General features: G+C 64.6%; 11 protein-coding genes. 1 reads left to right on the forward strand and 10 read right to left on the reverse strand.

What is annotated here, in order from left to right; all coding sequences use genetic code 11:
- Positions 1–123 precede the first annotated feature (123 nt).
- Positions 124–2436, reverse strand: a complete 2313-nt coding sequence (locus tag AC0L3A_RS22215; RefSeq protein WP_473255196.1) for a DUF1522 domain-containing protein — start codon at positions 2434–2436, stop codon at positions 124–126.
- Positions 2437–2759: 323 nt separating this feature from the next.
- On the reverse strand, positions 2760–5072 hold the full coding sequence (locus tag AC0L3A_RS22220) for a DUF1522 domain-containing protein (protein ID WP_007602110.1): 2313 nt from the start codon (positions 5070–5072) through the stop codon (positions 2760–2762).
- A 322-nt stretch (positions 5073–5394) separates the two neighbouring features.
- On the opposite strand from AC0L3A_RS22220, the gene flbT reads away from it, so the two are divergent.
- The gene (gene flbT, locus AC0L3A_RS22225) at positions 5395–5820 is read left to right on the forward strand and encodes a flagellar biosynthesis repressor FlbT (protein ID WP_007602109.1); all 426 of its coding nucleotides are present in this window, start codon (positions 5395–5397) and stop codon (positions 5818–5820) included.
- Between the two features lie 72 nt (positions 5821–5892).
- On the opposite strand, the gene AC0L3A_RS22230 is transcribed toward flbT, so the two are convergent.
- The 8 genes from AC0L3A_RS22230 to msrB all read right to left on the reverse strand — a co-directional run bounded on the left by AC0L3A_RS22230 (position 5893) and on the right by msrB (position 18540).
- Positions 5893–7389 carry a pyridoxal phosphate-dependent decarboxylase family protein gene (locus tag AC0L3A_RS22230; RefSeq protein ID WP_007602106.1) on the reverse strand — a complete coding sequence of 499 codons (1497 nt, stop codon included), beginning with the start codon at positions 7387–7389 and terminating at the stop codon, positions 5893–5895.
- Entirely contained in the window at positions 7386–8639 is a 1254-nt protein-coding gene (locus AC0L3A_RS22235; protein WP_354128034.1) for an ATP-grasp domain-containing protein, read from the reverse strand. Before AC0L3A_RS22235 ends, AC0L3A_RS22230 begins: the two co-directional genes overlap by 4 nt.
- Position 8640: 1 nt before the next feature.
- Entirely contained in the window at positions 8641–10290 is a 1650-nt protein-coding gene (locus AC0L3A_RS22240; protein WP_473255197.1) for a sugar phosphate isomerase family, read from the reverse strand.
- On the reverse strand, positions 10280–11062 hold the full coding sequence (locus tag AC0L3A_RS22245) for a hypothetical protein (RefSeq protein ID WP_007602100.1): 783 nt from the start codon (positions 11060–11062) through the stop codon (positions 10280–10282). Before AC0L3A_RS22245 ends, AC0L3A_RS22240 begins: the two co-directional genes overlap by 11 nt.
- A 71-nt stretch (positions 11063–11133) precedes the next feature.
- Positions 11134–13512 (reverse strand): flagellar hook associated protein, encoded by a 2379-nt coding sequence (locus tag AC0L3A_RS22250; protein ID WP_473255198.1) that lies wholly within the window; start codon positions 13510–13512, stop codon positions 11134–11136.
- Between the two features lie 21 nt (positions 13513–13533).
- Positions 13534–15417 (reverse strand): flagellar hook-associated protein FlgK, encoded by a 1884-nt coding sequence (gene flgK, locus AC0L3A_RS22255; RefSeq protein ID WP_007602097.1) that lies wholly within the window; start codon positions 15415–15417, stop codon positions 13534–13536.
- A 35-nt stretch (positions 15418–15452) separates the two neighbouring features.
- Positions 15453–17735 (reverse strand): flagellar hook-basal body complex protein, encoded by a 2283-nt coding sequence (locus AC0L3A_RS22260; protein ID WP_007602095.1) that lies wholly within the window; start codon positions 17733–17735, stop codon positions 15453–15455.
- 292 nt (positions 17736–18027) lie between these two features.
- A complete protein-coding gene (msrB, locus tag AC0L3A_RS22265) occupies positions 18028–18540 on the reverse strand; it encodes a peptide-methionine (R)-S-oxide reductase MsrB (RefSeq protein ID WP_007602094.1) in 513 nt (170 codons plus the stop codon).
- Positions 18541–18600 lie beyond the last annotated feature (60 nt).

Raw genomic sequence — 18600 nt, forward strand, 5'->3', positions numbered from 1 at the left:
TAATGCCGAGTTAGCGCCCCCTTCCCGGCCCCGGCTGCACGTTCTGCACGGTCTCCGCACACGCAAAAAAGCGGCGGAGCCGAAGCCCCGCCGCCATATTTATCTTGTGATTTCAGTTGCTTATTAACGGAGCAGCTGAAGCACGCTCTGCTGCGAGGTGTTGGCCAGCGACAGCGCGGAGACCGCGATCGACTGGCGGGTCGACAACGCCTGGCTGTTGGCCGCTTCCTCGTTGGTGTCGGCCAGCGTCAGGTTGGACGAGCCGGTCTGGAGCACGTTGATCAGGTTCTTGTTGAAGTCCTGACGCACCTGCACCACCGACAGGTTCGAACCGAGGGTCGAGGCTTGCGAGCGTAGCGTGCTCGAGGCCGCGTTGAGACTGGTGAGCACCCGGTTGGTCGCCGCGTTGTCGATGAAGTCGGTGCCCCGTACCAGCGAGGCCAGACCCAGCCCCTTCGAGTTGAAGGTCACACCGGTGATGCTCAGGCTCGACTTCGCGGTCTCGTCGAACACCAGCTTGAGCTGATCGCCGTTCAGCAGGTTCACGCCGTTGAAGGACGAGTCGACCGAGGTCGTGTCGATCTGCGACAGGATGTTGTTGTACTGCGACACCAGGTTGGAACGGCTCGCCTGGGCAACAGCATCGACCGTCGGCGCGGTCGCGTTGGTCCAGGTCAGGGCCGTCGTGATCGTGCCGCCGATTGCGCCGCCAGCGACAGCCGATCCGATCGTCGAGGATGCGTAGTCGTTGATCGCGGAGACCGTGAGCAGGCCGTTGGCGTCGATCGTGGCGGCCAGGTTGTCGGCCTGAAGCGCCGTGTTGAGCTGATCGAGCGTCTTGACCGTGCCACCGGTGCCGTCGCCGAAGGTGACGTTGACCGCCGTGCCGCCGTTGAAGGAGGCGAAGGTCAAGGTCTTGCCCGAGACGCCGCCGGCCGACGCCGAGCGGCTCGCCGAGAAGGCCGTGCCGGTGCCGGTGGAGCCGGTGAGGCCGAGCACGGACAAGGCATTGCCCGAGCCGGTGATCGACAGATCCGAGTTCGCGCCAGTCGAGATGTGGAGCGAACCGGCAACAAGCGAGGACGCGGTCTGGCCACTGGCCGTCGCCAAGGTCGCGGCACCCGAAGCGATGGTTGCTGCCTGCACGCCGGTGGCGAGATCGACCGCGCTCAGGATGTCGGCGACGGTGCCCTTGTTGAGGTACACGGTCGAGTTGCCGCTGCCGTCGGTGACGACGTTACCGGTGACGCCGGATCCCGTCGGCACGTTGGCCGCAAGCGGCGTGCCGCCGTTCTTGAACGTGATGGTCTTGCCGTTGACGTTCAGGGTCGATCCGTCGGTGATCAGCGAACCAAGGCTGGTCGAGATGGTTGTTCGGGCGGCCGTCAGGGTCGCGTTGCCGGAGCCGGTCGCGGTGGTCAGCCCGAGCGCCTTCAACAGGTCAGCCTTGCCGATGACGCTGAGATCGGCGCCGGTCGAGCTGTCCAGCGTGATCTTGCCGGCGGTGATGGAAGCCGCGGTCTGGCTGGTGTTGTTGGCGTTGATGGTGGCAACGCCGGCCGCGATCGTGGCACCGCGGGTGCCTGCCGCAAGATCGATCGCCTTCAGGACGTCGCCGACCGTCGCGGTCGAGTTCGTCGCATTGCTGCCGAGATAGATAATCGAGTTGCCACTGCCGTCAGTCGCGACGCTGCTGGTACCACCGCTATCCAAGCCGTAGCCGGTCGGCAGGCTATTGGTGGACCCCGTGACGCCCGGCGCATCACCGGACTTGAAGGTGATGGAGTGGCCGTCGACGGTGAGGGTCGTGCCGTCGGTGAACTGGGTGACGCCAATCAGGCCCAGACCGCTCTTTGCAGCAGTCGAACCGTCGCCGTAGAGCAGCGTGCTCGTGGTGATGGCCGCCGCACCGCCGCCGTTGTTGTCGTTGACCGCGGTGGTTCCGACATAGGCAGCGGCCGTACCGCCGAGCGTGGTCGTACCGGTTGCCGCCGTGGCGCCGCCGGCAGCGCCGGAGAACAGCACGTTGGATTGCGCGGTCGCACTGGTGTAGGTCGTGGTGCCGCGCAGATCGGAAGCGGTCGCACCCGCAATCGTGGTCGAGACGTTCGACTTGCTGGAGTAGCCGACGGTGGTCTGCAGCGCCTGGTTAGCGATCGACTTGGCGGAGTCGAGCAACTTCGACAGCGAGGTGATGCCGGTGTTGGCGGCCTGGAGCACCTGCACGCCGTTGGCAATGCCATCGAGCAGATTGTTGATGTCGCTGGCGCGGTTGTCGAGCGACTGTGCCGTGAAGAAGTTGGTGGGGTTGTCGAGCGCCGAGTTCACCTTCTTGCCAGTCGAGAGGCGGGACTGGGTGGTGGCGAGGAGGTCGGCGGTGGACTGGAGCGAGAGCAGGTTCTGGCGAACCGACGCAGAGAGAACAATACCGGACATAACTCTTACCCTTCTGGTTTACGCGTCTTCGTTCGATCGCTTCGGATCGAGTGACGCGCACAGCCTGAGGGGACATGGCTAACAAAAGGTGAAACCCGTTCCCGCAGCGTAAGCGCCGGTTCACCATAAGGCTGCGGACGCACGCCGAGATCGGCGACGATCGATCTGAAACTCCTCGCCTTTTTGCGGCGTTTGCTCCCCGTTAACCATAACCAACAGTTACTTTTTCGGTGCGGCCGGACCACTCCTCGATCGGACCGCGCAAAAGAAAACGGCGGGGCCGAAGCCCCGCCGCCATGACTTGATTGCGATGTCAGCCGCTATTAGCGGAGCAGCTGGAGCACGCTCTGCTGCGACTGGTTGGCCAGCGACAGCGCGGAGACCGCGATCGACTGACGGGTCGACAGCGCCTGGCTGTTGGCCGCTTCCTCGTTGGTGTCGGCCAGCGTCAGGTTGGACGAACCGGTCTGCAGCACGTTGATCAGGTTCTTGTTGAAGTCCTGACGCACCTGCACGATGGAGAGGTTCGAACCGAGGGTCGAAGCTTCCGACCGCAGAGTGCTCGAGGCCGAGTTCAGATTGGTGAGCACCTTGTTGGTCGCGGAGTTGTCGATGAAGTCGGTTCCCTGCACCAGGCCGGCCAGACCCAGGCCCTTCGAGTTGAAGGTCACGCCGGTGATGTTGAGGTTGGACTTGCCGGTCTCGTCGAACACCAGCTTGAGCTGGTCGCCGTTGAGCAGGTTGACGCCGTTGAACGAAGCGTCCAGCGAGGTCGTGTCGATCTGCGTCAGGATGTTGTTGTACTGGGACACCAGGTTGGTACGGGTGGCCTGGGCAACAGCATCCGCAACCGGCGCAGTCGCGTTCGAGAAGGTCAGCGCCGTGGTGAGCGTGCCGCCGATGGTACCGCCAGCAGCGGCAGATCCGATCGTCGACGACGCAAAGTCGTTGGTCGCCGAAACCGTCAGCCTACCGTTGGCGTCGATCGTGGCCGACAGGTTGTTGGCCTGAAGAGCCGTGTTGAGCTGATCGAGCGTCTTGACCGTGCCGCCAGTGCCGTCGCCGAAGGTGACGTTGACCGCCGTGCCGCCGTTGAAGGCGGAGAAGGTCAAGGTCTTGCCCGAAACGCCGCCCGACGCCGCAGAACGGCTTGCCGTGAAGGCGGTGCCGGTGCCGGTCGCACCGGTCAGGCCGAGCGAGGACAGCGCATTGCCCGTGCCGGTGATCGACAGGTCCGAGTTGGCGCCGGTCGAGACGTGCAGCGAACCGGCGACCAGGGAGGACGCGGTCTGGCCGGCTGCGGTGGTCAGCGTCGCCGCACCGCTGGCGTTGGCCGCGCTCTGCACGCCGGTGGCGAGGTCGACCGCGGTCAGGATGTCGGCGACGGTGCCCTTGTTGAGGTACACGGTCGAGTTGCCGCTGCCGTCGGTGACGACGTTGCCGGTGACGCCAGAGCCGGTCGGCACGTTGGCCGCAGCCGGCGTACCGCCGTTCTTGAACGTGATGGTCTTGCCGTTGACGTTCAGGGTCGAACCGTCGGTGATCAGCGAACCAAGGCCGGTCGAGACGGTTGTGCGGGCCGCACCGATGGTGGTGTTGCCGGAGCCGGTCGCGGTGGTCAGACCGAGCGCCTTCAACACGTCCGCCTTGCCGGTGACGCTGAGATCGGCGCCGGTCGAGCTGTCCAGCGTGATCTTGCCGGCGGTGATGGAAGCCGCGGTCTGGCTGGTGTTGTTGGCGTTGATGGTGGCAACGCCGGCCGCGATCGTGGCACCGCGGGTGCCCGCCGCAAGGTCGACCGCCTTCAGGATGTCGCCGACCGTCGCGGTCGAGTTGGTCGTATCGCTGCCGAGATAGATAATCGAGTTGCCACTGCCGTCAGTCGCGACGCTGCCGGTACCACCGCTATCCACGCCGTAGCCGGTCGGCAGGCTATTGGTGGACCCCGTGACGCCCGGCGCATCGCCGGACTTGAAGGTGATGGAGTGGCCGTCGACGGTGAGGGTCGTGCCGTCGGTGAACTGGGTGACGCCAATCAGGCCCAGACCGCTCTTTGCAGCAGTCGAACCGTCGCCGTAGAGCAGCGTGCTCGTGGTGATGGCCGCCGCACCGCCGCCGTTGTTGTCGTTGACCGCAGCGGTTCCGATATAGGCAGCGGCCGTACCGCCAAGCGTGGTCGTACCGGTTGCCGCCGTGACGCCGCCGGCAGCGCCGGAGAACAGCACGTTGGATTGCGCGGTCGCGCTGGTGTAGGTCGTGGTACCGCGCAGGTCGGAAGAAGTCGCGCCCGCGATCGTGGTCGAGACGTTCGACTTGGTCGAATAGCCGACCGTTGTCTGGAGCGCCTGGTTGGCGATCGACTTGGCAGAGTCCAGCAGCTTCTGGAGCGAGGTGATGCCGGTGTTGGCGGCCTGCAGCACCTGCACGCCGTTGGCAATACCATCGAGCAGATTGTTGATGTCGCTGGCGCGGTTGTCGAGCGACTGTGCCGTGAAGAAGTTGGTGGGGTTGTCGAGCGCCGAGTTCACCTTCTTGCCAGTCGACAAACGGGACTGGGTGGTGGCGAGCAGATCGGCGGTGGACTGGAGGGAGAGCAGGTTCTGGCGAACCGAGGAGGAGAGAACGATACCGGACATACTGTTACCTTTCTGGTAGCTACGCGTCCTGTCTGACCGAAATTGATCAAACGACCGGCGGACGGTTGCGTCCAAGCCTCTAACAATCCGTGAAATGAAACTCCGGGTTTGTCTGCGTCGCGCCTTCGAAGCCCGGTCCGAAATCCCCAGTCCGAAATTTCGATGGAATCAACGCATTGAAATCATTCATGTTCCCGCGACGACGGCCGGCGTTTACAACCCGTTAACCACATTGAGCAAGGATCGGACCCAAATCAGAGCCGGCAGCCGTCAGCGGGGGCACGCACGAGGCTCGTTACAAAAGGGTTGATGGAGAACAGGCATGGCTCTCAAGGTCGAGCTCAAACCACACGAACGCATCATCGTCGGCAATTCCGTGATCACCAACACGGACCAGCGCGCGCGGCTCCTGATCGACGGCGAGAATGTGCCGATTCTGCGCGAGCGCGACATCCTCACGCCGGAGACCGCCGATACGCCGGCCAAGCTCGTCTATCTGGCGGTGCAGCTCATGTACATCTCGCCGGACCCGCAGACCCAGCACGGCACCTATTTCAACCTCGTGCGTGACATTGTCACCGCGGTGCCGAGCTCCTGGCCGATCATCGAGGGCATCAACAACAACATCATGAGCGGCGACCTCTACCGGGCGCTCAAGGAGGCTCGCAAGCTGATCGCTTATGAAGACAAGCTGCGCGACCAGTACGAAGCCAGTCATCCCAAGAGCGACGTCAGCTCGGCCGCCTGAGCACTTCGCGACACCCAAAACAAAACCGCCCCGGACCAGGTCCGGGGCGGTTTTGTTTTGAAGGATCCGCTATCACTGTGCCGCGAGCGGCGGCGCTTCAACCTCGATCACTCCCCCGCTCCGTCGTCCGCCGAATTCCAGCACCGCTGCGATCAGCGCATCGATGTCGGTCTCTTCGGTGCGGTGATTGACGATCGCGGCGCGGATCGCAAACCTGCCGTCCAGCGTCGTGCTCGATGGCGCCGCGATACCGGACTCCTGGATGTCGGCGACGATCTCGCGATTGACCTCGTCGGCAGCGCGGTAGCGGAAGCAGACGATGTTGAGATTGACCGGTGCCAGCAACTCCAGCCGCGGCTCGGCGAGAACGCGCGTCTCCAGATATTTCGCCAGCGCGCAGCTTCGCGCGATCACCGCACCGAGCCGATTTGTGCCGAACGTCTTCAGCGTGAACCATGTCTTCAGCGCGCGGAAGCCACGCGACAGATCGGGGCCGAGATCGCAGGGCCAGACCGCGCCCGCCGCAAGCCCCCTCGCCTCGCGGCGCAGATAGGCCGCCGGCTGCGCAAAGGCCTGCCGGTGCTGCTCGCCGTCCCGCACCAGCAGGAAGCCGGCGTCGTAAGGCACCTGCCCCCATTTGTGGAAGTCGAGCGCAATGGAATCCGCAAGCTCGATGCCGCCGAGCAGCGGCGCAAGCTCGGGCGAGAAGATCGCGAGCGCACCGAAGGCGCCGTCGACGTGAAACCAAATTCCTTCTTCGCGGCACAGTTCTGCGATCGCCTTGAGATCGTCGACCGCGCCGATGTCGACCGTACCTGCGGAGGCAACGACGAGGAAGGGCTTGAAGCCGACATCGCGATCGATCGCGATCTGCGCACGCAGCGCGGCAACGTCCATGCGATGATCGGCATCGACGCCGACCTTGCGCAGTGCATCGGTGCCGAGCCCGGCGATGTCCATCGCCCTCGAGACGCAGCCATGCGCGGCCTGCGATGTATAGGCGGTGAGAAGCGCACCGTCATTGCCGATGCCGTACTGCCGCGCCAGCGTGCCGAGCGCGCTCGTACGTGCCACCAGCACTGCCATCAGATTCGCCATCGACGTGCCCGTGACGAAGATGCCGCTCGCGCTTTCCGGGAAGGCGAACAGGCGGCGCATCCAGTCGACGACCTGGCGCTCCACCTCGATCGGCATGTGGTCGCGGCCGCCGAGATTGGCGTTGAGGCCTGCCGCGAGCATTTCCGCGACCACGCCGACCGCGGTGCCGCCGCCATGCACCCAGCCCATGAAACCGGCATGGACGTTGCCGGTCGCATAGGGCGCAACATGTTCGGAGAAGTCGCGATAGACGTCGGCGAGATCGCTTGCCTCCCGCGGCACGTCGGCCTTGAATGCCGCGCGAACGCCGTCGGGGATCGGCTGCCACACCGGACGCGCGCGAATGTTGGCGATGCCATCGATCGTCTCGTCAAGCATGCGATGGGCGAGCGCGCGAAATTCGCTCCAGTCCTGCGGATCGAGCGAAGTGTGCGTGACAGAGCTTTGGGTGTTGCGGATGATCTCGTTCATGCTGCACTCTCCTCACCCGCTCTTGCGTGCCGCGACAACATCGCCGTGAATGCCGCGAAGATCTTGCGCATCTGCGGCGGCTTGTACGGAAACACGGCCGGCGGATCCATGTTGTGCACGACTGCGGTGTTGTCGGCTTCGAACACCAGCAGCTCGCGCTTCTGGTTCTCGGCGCAATCGACGATGAAGTAATCGAGACCGACGCGCCTGCTCATTTCGTCGAGCGCGATTTTGTGGCGCGCCGCGAATGCATGGTCGAATTCAAGCATGAAGGCGGCTTCCTCGGCCCGCTTCTCCTCGCTGAACGCCATGAAGGCGTTGAGATACCAGATGTCCCAGCGATCGGCGATCGCCATGTGACAGGCATAGGGTTTGCCGTCGACCATGGCGAGACGGTATTTGCGGTAGAGCCCGTCCGGACTCGCATAGTCGACGAAACGTGCGACGAAGAAGTCCTGCTCCTGTCGCTCGGCGAGATAGGCAGCGAGCGCCCCAGCATCGTCGAGCTTCGCGAGACCGACGCCGGCATGCGTACCGCGCGGCCGCACGATCATCGGAAAGCGCAGTTCGCCCGTGATCTCCTCGCAAACGATCTTGCCTTGCGAAAGCTCCGACAATTGCGCGCGCGTCGCGGGCGCGGTCACGGGAATGTCGAGGCCGGGCACGCCTGCCAGCAGACGATACAGCTTGTCGCGATCGAGATTGCCGATGAGATCGGGACGATTGAGCAGCGGTCGCGGCCAGTGTGGCGCGGCCTTCTCGATCAGCGCGAGCGCCTCTCGGCACTCCTCGGAATCGGATGCGATCACAATAGCGACGTCGTGCTCGGGCAGAGTCTCCGGCAGGCCGATGCCCTTGACCACGTAGAGCGTCAACAGCTCGATGTCGGAGTCTTCAAGCAGGAAATCGATCGGCGTGTTGCCGCCCATGTCGATATCAGCGGCGAGCGCGAGCACGCGCAGCCGGGGTTTTGGAGCAGCGCAAGGCGTACGAAACAATTGGTGGAAGGAGAGCACCTCGGTCTGGATCACCAGCCCGGCCTCCTTCTCGCCGAGAAGCTGGGCAATCAGCGAGAGATCGAGGCCTTCGCCGGCCTCGGCCGTCCCCTCCTCGATCCGCGCCAGCAGCCGCTCGCGCAACGGATGCAGGTCGCCGCCCTCGAAGGCGCGGCGCGTCAACTGGGCAAAGCCGATGCGATCGGCATGGTTCGGCGCGGTCACGCCGCTCGGCGCGGAAACTGGATGTTGCATCTCACACCTCGAACGCAGACTTTGCCGGCGCGGCCACGACCGCGCCACGGTCAAGCAATAACTCGATCTTCACCAGCACATGGGCGATGCGATCGAGAACGTGTTGCAGATTGCGTTGCGCCTGCATCGTATCCGGCGTCCATGCCTCGGTCACCAATCGTGCGCCGACGCAGAGGCGCAACACGGCCTGCGGCGCGCCGTCCTGCCGCTCCAGTCGGACCGGCTGGCCGACGAGACAGCGCTGGGCGGCTACTTGCCGATCCGCCGCGCTGCCGCTGATCTCCTCGGCCATGTCGCGCGCCAGCGCCCGATGCACGGCGCTGGTCTCGGCGATCGAGACCGGCTTGCCGCCGCGCAGCAGCGTGAACGGAAAGATCGTGGCTTGCGCGAATTCTTCGTCGTCCGCGACGGACTTCTCGATCGCAGCGGGAACGGCACGAAGCGACGGCGACAACGCGATCATGCTGTCGATGCCGACTGCAAGCTCGGCCAGCATTCTGGCGCGGAAAGCCCCGGGCACGGCGTAGTAGCTGCCGATCTCGGCCAACGCGGCCTCCCAGCGCAACCATTGACCGAAATTCGGCCGGCGCTCGAAGCGCGAGCGTAGCGTCGTCCACGCCACCGGCCAGTCGCAGCGGCCGGCATAGTCGAAGATGCCAGGCGCGATCCCGCCAATCCGGTCGATCGACCGCGACAGGCCTTTCGGCAGCAGCAGCGCACCGCTGAAGGCAGGTCCGCCGAAGAATTTCGAGCCGGTGATCAGCACCATGTAACCGCGGTCGAGATAGGCGCGCAGCCGCCGGCGGCCGATGCGCGCCTGACAGGCATCGACGACGATTTGAACCTTGCGCGGCCAGCGCCGCGCGATCTCATCGAGACAGGCCTCGCTTGGGGCGCGCCAACCGAGTTTTGACGAATCCATGATCTGCAACAAAACGCGGCGGCCTTGCGCGAGGCTGGTCTCGACCGCGCGCAGCACCGCGGCATCGGCATCGGTACGCATCGCAATGCCGGCCACCATGTCGATCAGCGGCACCGCAATGCTATCGCCGGCCAGCCCCGTCACCGCGCCGTCCTTGCGCACGACAATGCCGCCTGCTGTCATCGTGCTGAAATGGTGGCCGCGTGCAGTATGCGGCGTTCCGCTGCCGGTCTGGTCGGCGCCGACCACGATCGTCACCGGCGCCGCGCCGAGCACCGCGCGGGCCACGAACAGGGCGTGAAGCTGGGAGTCCGTGCCGGACGGCGAGAACACGACGTCGATGCGCGACGAGAGCGCAAGGTGGCCGCGTAGCTCCTCGCGCATGTCCTCGCAGCGGGCGTCGAAGGCGATTTCGACCTCGTCGAACAAACATTTGTGCATCAGCTCTTCGCGCGCCAGCGCAGCGCAGTCGTAGGCCATCTGCGAGATCGTCGACGCAGTCGAGGAAGCAAAATTCCAGAGCTCCGGCTCCGGCGAAGCCGCGCAACCATAGGCGTTGACACGGTCGTTCGGATCGAGCGCCAGCCGCGGATCTCCGCCGGAGGCGAGCAGCGTATCCAGCGGTGTGAAGAGGTCGCGCAGGCGATAGCGCGAGCCGCCGTCGGACGCGCGCTCGCTGGCTGACAGACGGGATGCGCCGGCGCTCATCCCGAAAGGCTCACGCCGCATCGGCCGCCGCCGCGGGCGCCGCTGCGAATTGCGAGGTGATGTCGCCGTGGAACACCGACGGTCCGACGTGATCGAGCGAGCTCTCGATATCGGCCCAAATCTCGCCGCCGATGTTCGTCCAGCGCTTGCAGAAGGCGAAGTCCTCGGACAGATAGGTGCCGGTCGCCGCATCGATCGTGCATTCGAACAAGGCAAACCGGTTCTGGCTCCCCGCCAGGGTATCGTGCGAATGCTCGCGGAAGAATTGCAGGGCCGCATAGTCCGGATGGCGGCACATCGTTTCCAGCACGTGGCGCCGGATCATCAGGAAGCCGGTGCCGGCGTAGCGCACGGGCGTAAAGCCGTTGACCACGACAATGCGGTCGGGGTCTTCGATTTCGAGTACGTAGTCGAGCGAGGCGGCCGGCACGTCGGTGCGGCCGGCCTCGAATGCCCGCTTCGCCTTGTCCCAGTTGACCCGCTTGATCGGATAGCAGCCCGCGACGACGTCCGCGCCGCACTCGATCAGCCGGAACACCTGCTCGGGCTTGAACCCGATATCTGCATCGATGAACAGGAAATGGGTCGCCTTGGGATCGTCCAGAAACATCGCGGCTAGATTGGCCCGCGCGCGGGTGATCAGCGCGTCACCGTCGCGCAGCAGCACCTTGAGCTCGAGATTGGGCACGCCATGCACGGCGCGCTGGAGCGCGAAGATCGAACTCGCATAGATGCTCGACACCTGCCCGCCAAAGCAGGGCGTCGCCACCACCAGCTGCATCGTGTCCGACATTGACGGCTCCGCCTCGCTCCAATCCTCACCAAGAGGTAAAGAGGCATGGTTAACGGCGCCTTAACGCATCCTTACAGGAACTTGACGAGCGAGAGCTGCGAGAGGTTCGAGGTCACCTGGTAGGACGCCTGCAGCGCGTTCTGGAGCGACAGGATCTCGCTCGCGACCTGGTCCGGCGAGGCCGATTCCGCCTGGTCGATGATGGTCTGGAGCTGCGCCTTGGCCTGGGTCTGGCGCGTGCCTGCGTCCTTCATCGTGTTTTGGGCCATCGCGAGGTCGGTCTGGATGTCCTCGATGCTCTGCTGGCCGGGCTGCTTGGTCAGGGCCTGCGCCACCCGCACGCTCAGCGCGGCGACCTGCCCGCCTGAATACTGCCCGGTCGGCGAGGTCGAGAACGTCCCGAACACGGCGACCGCCTGCAGCTCCTTGCGGATCGCGTCCTCGTTCGCCTGCGCGCCATACTGCACCGTGACGGAATCGTCGACCCGGGCCATTGCGGTGGAGCGCGGCGAGCCGGGGCCGTCATTGCCCAGGTACCATTGCACGGTGGTGGCCGAGCCGTTCACCAGCGTCGTCGCCGAGCCGAGGGGGGAAGAGCCGACGCGCAGCGGAGCCTTTGCCGCCGTGACCGGGGAGGTCGTGAAGCCGAGCGCCGAGAATGCCGTGCTGTTCGAGCTCGTGATGTTGAGGCTCCCGGGATCGTCCGTGTTGATCGTGATCACGCCGCCATGGATGGTCGACGGCTTCGTGGTGCCGGTGATCTGATCGATCTTGCCAAGCAGAGTTGTGATGTTGTCGGTAATGTTGATCTGGTTTGGGCCGGCGGCGCCCGAGGCGACAAAGGTCAGTGTCTGACCGTTCACCGTGATCGTATCGGGGTTAACAGCAGGCGGACCCGCCGACCCCGCCTGGAACGCCGCTGAGAGGACCTCCGGGCCGCCAGCGGTCGCAGTGCCGCTCAGCACAGTTGAACCGGTGATTGGAGGCGTCGACGGCACGTTGCCGCGCGTCACGCTGCTGAGACCGAGCGCTGTGGCCGCCGAGCCGCCGGTGATCGCCACGTCGGTGCCCGTGCCGGTCGCGATCTGGATATTGCCGCTGGCGCTCAGAGTCACGTTAGCGGCGGGGATGCCGGCGGCCGTCGCGATCGCATTCAAGATATCAGACACGTTCGCGGCGCTGCCCGAAGCCAATCCGATCGTGGTATTGCCGCTAGCCGTCGTGACAGTGGTGACATTAGGGTCGAAGGTGATCGTGTGGGCGCCGCTCGCGCCGGTGATGGTCAGGGTGGTACCGGTCGGAACGTTGGCGAGCGCGTTGAGAATGGTCCCGTTGAGATGGGGTGTCGCCGAAGAATCGAGCGACGTGGTCGTAGACGCAACCGCCAATGCGCTGTCCTGCAACGCGACCGAGCCCGTCCCGGTCGTCGAGGTATAGGAGCGCAGATTGCCGGTGGCCGCCACATTCGCGGTGGCGGATCCCGCCGTATTGAAGAAATTGTCACCGGCCGTGACAGCGGACGCCGCCACCAGCGAGGTGCCGGCAAGCTTCTTGATCGCGGTGTTCAGTGCGGTGTTGAGGTTGGTCGCCGTGTTGTTCGGATTGACCGGGACGCTTGCATCGATGGCAAAGCTGCCGACAGGCGTCGGCGTCGCGGTCGACGCCGTCAGGTCGATCTGCTCGGTCGAGCCATCGGGCAGCGTGAACTGCACGCTGAGCTTGTCGCCATTTTTCGGGTTGACGCCGTTGAGGTCGACCGAGAACGACACCGGCGAGCCGCTCGGGCCGGTGACCGTCGCGCCGGTCAGCGTCGAGGAGACCGCGGCGATCTTCAGGCCGAATGGCGATACGGCGGCGTCCTCAGAGACCTTCACCGAGCTCGGCGTCGGCTGCGGCGTCGCCAGCACCAGCCGGCCCATGCCGTTGGCGCCGAGGTCGGCGGCCTGGCGCTCCGCCATGACGGTCTTGAAGCCCGCCTGCGTCGTGGTGCCGTTGATGATGTCGCCGGCATTCGCGACCGACTGCGTGTTGAAGGCGGTTCCGGAGAACAGATAGCGGTTGCCAGACTGCGTGTTGAGAACGCCGACCATCGAGCCGAATTGCGCAGCCGCAGTGTTCTGCGCAACCGTCTGGCCGTTGACGTTGAGATCCTGCGCGGTGTTAGCCGAGCCCGTCTGCACCGTGTTGCGGATCGTGGTCAGCGACTGCAACGCGGTATTGGCGAGGTTGATGCTGACGTTGACGTTGGTCATCGTGTCGGTATAGGCGGCGATGTTGGAGAGCTGCGCGCGCCCGGCGATCGCAAAGCCCTCGTTGGTGCCCATCCCGGAATAGTTCTGCGACAGCTTGCCGGTCGAGAGCTGCGTCGACAAGTCGGTGAGCTGCTGGTTGATGTTGCGGATCTGCGAGCCGAGAACCGACGAGGAATAGTTGATGCTGCCGATCGACATGTTTCAGAGCCCTGTTACTTGTTACACTTGAGCCTGGAGCAGCGTATTCATCATGCTCTGCACCACCGACATCACGTGGGCGTTGGCGGCATAGGCATTCTGCAGCTGGATCAGGTTCGACATCTCCGAGTCCAGGTTGACGCTGGAGGTCGAGTTGAACTTGGCCTGCAGCGTCGAGACCACGACGCTCTGGCCCTGCTGGAGCGCGGTCGCCTGGGTCGCAGCGTTGCCCTGAACGCTCAGGAACTGCTGGAGGTAGTTCGAGACGCTCCCGGTGAAGGGCTGGCTCGCCGAGCCCAGACCGGATTGCGGCGAATAGGAGAACACCGCCGAGGTGAGCTGCGAATAGAGATAGTCCGAGCGCGTGGTGTCGCCGGTGGGCGTCACCGGCGAGGTGTTGTAGACCGACAGCCTGGTCGGGTCGGTGGCGAGCTGCGTATTCACGGCGATGCGTCCGGCAAGGCCGGTCATCTGCGAACCCGATGCCGTGATCGCGCCGGTGTAGAGCGCCTGCCCGCCATCGGTGAACAGCGGCAGTTGCGGATTGCCCGAGGTCAGCGACGAGATCGTCTTGGTGATCGAGGCCGAATTGACCTTGGCGAGGCCGCTGTTGTCGTCGGTCACCCGCAATGTGGTGGCCGTCGCCGGCGACGGGGCGGCGGCGAACGACAGATGCGAGCCGGCAAGCGCGGTGTTGAGCGCCGAGGCGATCGCGCTCATGCCGCCGGAGAAGTTCACCCCGATCTGCATCGGATTGGCGTTGGTGGGGTTCTGCAGCGGCAGCGCCGCCGGATCAGTCACGTTGACCAGCGTGACCTGTCGCTTCGTGTTGGTGGTCGTGTCGGTGTAGCTGAAGTTGACGCTGTTGCCCGGCGCCGCCCCGGCAAGGTCGAGATCGAAGCCGGCCGGCGGGCCGGTGACCGTGCTGCCGGCCGTGGTCTTGTCCGACAACGCGCTCGACATCGTTGCGGCGAACTGGTCGATCTGGTTCTGCGCCTGCACCAGCGTCTGGTCGCGCAGCTTCAGATCGGCCGCGATCTGGCCCGAAGACACCACGCTGTTGGCGACGACGTCGACCGAGGATCCGTTCGGGAGCTTGATGTTGAACGCGCCGACGCCGGATTTGGCCGGATCGATGTTGTAGAGCGAAGTCGCCGACAGCGCACCGGCGGACGCAAAGGTGAATTGCGAGGCCAGCCCGGCGCCGACCAGCTGGATACCGGTGGTGGTGTAAATGTTGGCCTGATTGGACCCGTCGACGGTGACGTGGACGTCGACATATTTCGACAGGTTATTGATGGCCTGGTCGCGCTGGTCCATCAACGTCGCAGCCGAGGGGTCGTGTTCCGACAGGCCCTGGAGTCTGGAGTTGATGTCGGCGACTTGCTGCATCGCCGCGTTGGCAGCTATCGCCGAGGTGCTGAGATCCTGCTCGACGTTGGAGCGCAGCGACTGGATGCCCTTGGTGGTGAGGTTGAGCTGCTGCGCCAGCGTCTGCGCGGCGCCGAGCGCAACCGTTTGCGCCGACGACGAGCCCGCGTTGGTCGACAACGCCTGCAGCGCCGTGGTGAAACTGTTCAGCGCGGTTTCGAGCGTACCGCTGTTGCCGGGCGTGCCATAGACATTCTGAAGCTGCTTCAGAATGTTGGCCATCTGGTCGGCGTAGCCGCCGCCGCCGGTCTCGGTGCGCAGCTGCTTCTGCACATAGGTGTCGAGCTCGCGGCTGACGCCGGTCGTCGTCACCGTCGAGCCGAAGTCGCCGGTGGTGACCTCGATCTGGTTCGGCGTCTGGACGACGTAACCCGGCGTCTGCGAGTTGGCGACGTTCGAGGAAACGATCGAGAGCGCAGCCTGATTGGCACGCAGACCGCTCATCGCACTGGCGAGGGCTGAACTCAAACCCATGTTGACTTGCCGCCTTTGGTTACGTCACGCCCCAATCAGCGCAACACGTTCAAGAGGTCCTGCACCATCGTATTCGCCGTCGTGATCACCTTCGTGTTGGCCGAATAGGCCTGCTGGGTCACGATCAGCTTGGTGAATTCGTCGGCGATGTCGGTGTTCGAGCCTTCCAGCGACGAGCCGCTGATCGAACCGGAAGCGCCATCGATCGCGGCGCCGGACTGTTCGGTCGCTGAGTAAGCGCCGCCGTCCTGCGCCTTCAGGTAGTTGGTGCCGTTGAAGTGCGACAACGAGACCTGTGCGAGGTCGAGGTTTTGGCCGTTGGAGAAAGTCCCGACCACGAGGCCGTTGTTGTTGACGGCGACCGAGCGAAGCTGACCGGCGGCATAGCCGTTCTGGGTGATGGTGTTGATGGTGACCGCGCCGCTGGTGCTGGCATATTGCGTCAGTCCGCCCGAGGAGATATTGAAAGAGACCGAGCCCAGCGATTGGCCGCTGACGCTGACGTTGTTGATGGTGATACCCGAGCCGCTCGGCGAGGTCAGCGAGCCGTCGGCGGCAAAGGTGAAGGCCTGGCCGGTATTGACCCAGCCGACGGTCGTGCCGGTCGCATTCGGGTCGGTCTGGTAGAACATGTTCCAGCTATCGGCATGGCCCGCGCCCAGCGAGGCGCTGTCGGTCTTGGCCCAGCGCAATTGCAGGTTCACCGGCGTGCCGGCCGCGTTGTAGGCGGTCACCGCGCCACCGCTGATCGATTCCTTGGTGAAGGTGGCGATGTCATTGCCGATCACGCCGCCGGTACCGGCAACGCCACCACCGTCACGATTCTTGGCGATGGTCGAGGTGAAGCCGAGCGCGGCGAAGGCTGCGCTGTTGGAGCTCGCCACCGAGAGGTTGGAAGCTGTGCCGGTGTTCAGCGTGATCACGCCGCCACTGCTGACCGACGACCCCGTTGCACCGGCGAGAGCGTCGATCTTGCCGAGCAGCATCGTGATGTTATCCGTGATATTGATCTGGTTCGGGCCTGATGCGCCGGAGGCCATGAATGTCAGCGTCTGACCATTGACAGTGATCGTGTCGGGAGGAACCACGGGCGGACCTACTGACCCCGCCTGGAAGCCCGATGTGAGCACCTCGGCGCCGCCGGCCGCCGCCGCGCCGCTCAGCACGGTGGCGCCCGAGATCGCGGGCGAGGACAGCACGTTGCCGCCGCGCGTTACGCTGCTGATGCCAAGCGCCGTGGCCGCCTGGCCGCTACCAACCGGTACGTCGGTGCTGGTGCCGCTGGAGATCACGATGTTGCCGCTGGCGTTGAGCGAGGCGCTAACGCCGGGGCCGCCGGCCAACTGGATAGCGGTGATGATGTCGGACACCTTTGTGGTCGTACCCACGCCGAGACCAATCGCGGTACCGCCAAGGCCGTCGGGCGTGCTGGTCAAGCTGCCATCGAAGACGATATTGTGACCGTTGACGACCAGTGTCTGGCCGACCAGCTGGGTGAGAGTGGTGGAGGCGAGATGGGTGCCGGCGGCGCTATTCAAAGACGTGTTCGTGGATGCCACGGCGGAGGAGTTGTTTTGGAGCGCAACTGCGCCCGTCGCGGTGGTCGACGAGTAGGGTGAACGGATATTGCCGGTTGCAGCAGCCCCGGACGTTGTCGCGTTTGCATACGGCGGAGGCGGCGTGCCGACCGGCAGCGGGTTGGCCGCGAAGTCCGACGGGTTCAGTCCGCCGGCCGCCAGCAGCGTCTTGGTTGCCGCCGTCGTGCTCGCCACGGTGTTCGGCTGGGTCGGCAGGTTCGCCGCGTACTGGATCGAGGTGGTCGCCTGCGCCGGGATGAAGTTGTTCTGGAATTTCAGGACTGTCGCGACGTTGCCTTGCGGGTTGCCCGTCTTCGGGTCGACCGTGACGCCCATCAAATAGTAGCCGGCGCCGTTGACCAGATTGCCGTTGGCATTGAGCTGGAAGTCGCCGCGGCGGGTGTAATAAGTGACGCCGCTGAACACCGGCGCGTTGTCGACGACGCCCGTCGCCTTCTGGATCGAGAAGAAGCCGTCGCCGGTGATCGCCATGTTGGTGGCGACGCTGGAGCCCGAGATCGTCCCCTGCGTGGTGATGGTGGCCTTGGCGTTGGCGGTCACGCCGCCCGCGACCTGCTTGCTCGGGACCGATGAGTCGGGAATGAGATCGACGAAGCTGGTGCCGATGCCCTTGTAGGCGGTGGTGGATGAGTTCGCGATGTTGCCGGAAATGTTCTGCAGCGCGTAGGACTGCGCCTGCAGGCCACCCACCGAGGTGTTCATTGCATCGAAGATACCCATAACTTTGTCTCCAGATCCGATCTCGGCGGCCGGTCGACCATGGCCGCAGTCGGAGGAGACTGTCGCAAGGGCTATGCCAATGCGGGTTTTCTCAAAAAATCAATGGCTTAATGAAAAAGCCCCGGTCTGATGACCGGGGCACAATTGCCGGGACCGGCAACAATTGCCGGTACTTGCCTGTCATTCCGGGGCGGTCCACAAGACCGAACCCGGAATCTCGAGATTCTCAGGTGCGCAATTGCGCACCATAATTCGATGCTCATGCATCGCTCCGGAATGCTCCAGCGACGCCTTACGTCGCCGACGCAGCCGCGGGATGGAAGACCAGCCCGAAACCGTCGATGCAGTAGCGCAATCCGGTCGGCTTCGGACCATCGTCGAAGACGTGCCCGAGATGGCCGCCGCAGCGCCGGCAATGCACCTCGGTGCGGAGCATGCCAAATGTGCGATCCTCGGTCTTGCCGACATTGCCCTCGATCGGCTGGTAAAAGCTCGGCCATCCCGTGCCGCTCTCGAATTTGGTGTCGGACGCAAACAGCGGCAGGTCGCAGCCGGCGCAGGCGAAGATGCCCTTGCGATGCTCCTTGAGCAGCGGGCTGGAGCCCGGCCGCTCGGTGCCTTCCTTGCGCAGGATCTCATATTGCTGCGGCGTGAGCTGGGCACGCCATTCGGCGTCCGTCTTGTCGATCTCGAATTTCTGCGCGGCTTTCTCTCCAGCCTCCGCGGGCGATGCTCTGAGCCAGCGGAAGGCCGCAAGGCCGAACAGGCCGGCGACAGTCGTCAACAGGATGCGGCGGTCAAACATCTCATTCTCCATGCGGGAGCGTCTACGCCCTGAGATACGGGCTCTCACGGCCGACGTTAC

Source organism: Bradyrhizobium sp. MI1.3, assembly GCF_055811695.1.

What these genes read in the sequence shown, in the direction of transcription:
- AC0L3A_RS22215 (WP_473255196.1), bottom strand. Translation starts at nt 2,436, where the DNA reads ATGTCCGGTATTGTTCTCTCTGCGTCGGTTCGCCAGAACCTGCTCTCG.
- AC0L3A_RS22220 (WP_007602110.1), bottom strand. Translation starts at nt 5,072, where the DNA reads ATGTCCGGTATCGTTCTCTCCTCCTCGGTTCGCCAGAACCTGCTCTCC.
- flbT (WP_007602109.1), top strand. Translation starts at nt 5,395, where the DNA reads ATGGCTCTCAAGGTCGAGCTCAAACCACACGAACGCATCATCGTCGGC.
- AC0L3A_RS22230 (WP_007602106.1), bottom strand. Translation starts at nt 7,389, where the DNA reads ATGAACGAGATCATCCGCAACACCCAAAGCTCTGTCACGCACACTTCG.
- AC0L3A_RS22235 (WP_354128034.1), bottom strand. Translation starts at nt 8,639, where the DNA reads ATGCAACATCCAGTTTCCGCGCCGAGCGGCGTGACCGCGCCGAACCAT.
- AC0L3A_RS22240 (WP_473255197.1), bottom strand. Translation starts at nt 10,290, where the DNA reads ATGCGGCGTGAGCCTTTCGGGATGAGCGCCGGCGCATCCCGTCTGTCA.
- AC0L3A_RS22245 (WP_007602100.1), bottom strand. Translation starts at nt 11,062, where the DNA reads ATGTCGGACACGATGCAGCTGGTGGTGGCGACGCCCTGCTTTGGCGGG.
- AC0L3A_RS22250 (WP_473255198.1), bottom strand. Translation starts at nt 13,512, where the DNA reads ATGTCGATCGGCAGCATCAACTATTCCTCGTCGGTTCTCGGCTCGCAG.
- flgK (WP_007602097.1), bottom strand. Translation starts at nt 15,417, where the DNA reads ATGGGTTTGAGTTCAGCCCTCGCCAGTGCGATGAGCGGTCTGCGTGCC.
- AC0L3A_RS22260 (WP_007602095.1), bottom strand. Translation starts at nt 17,735, where the DNA reads ATGGGTATCTTCGATGCAATGAACACCTCGGTGGGTGGCCTGCAGGCG.
- msrB (WP_007602094.1), bottom strand. Translation starts at nt 18,540, where the DNA reads ATGTTTGACCGCCGCATCCTGTTGACGACTGTCGCCGGCCTGTTCGGC.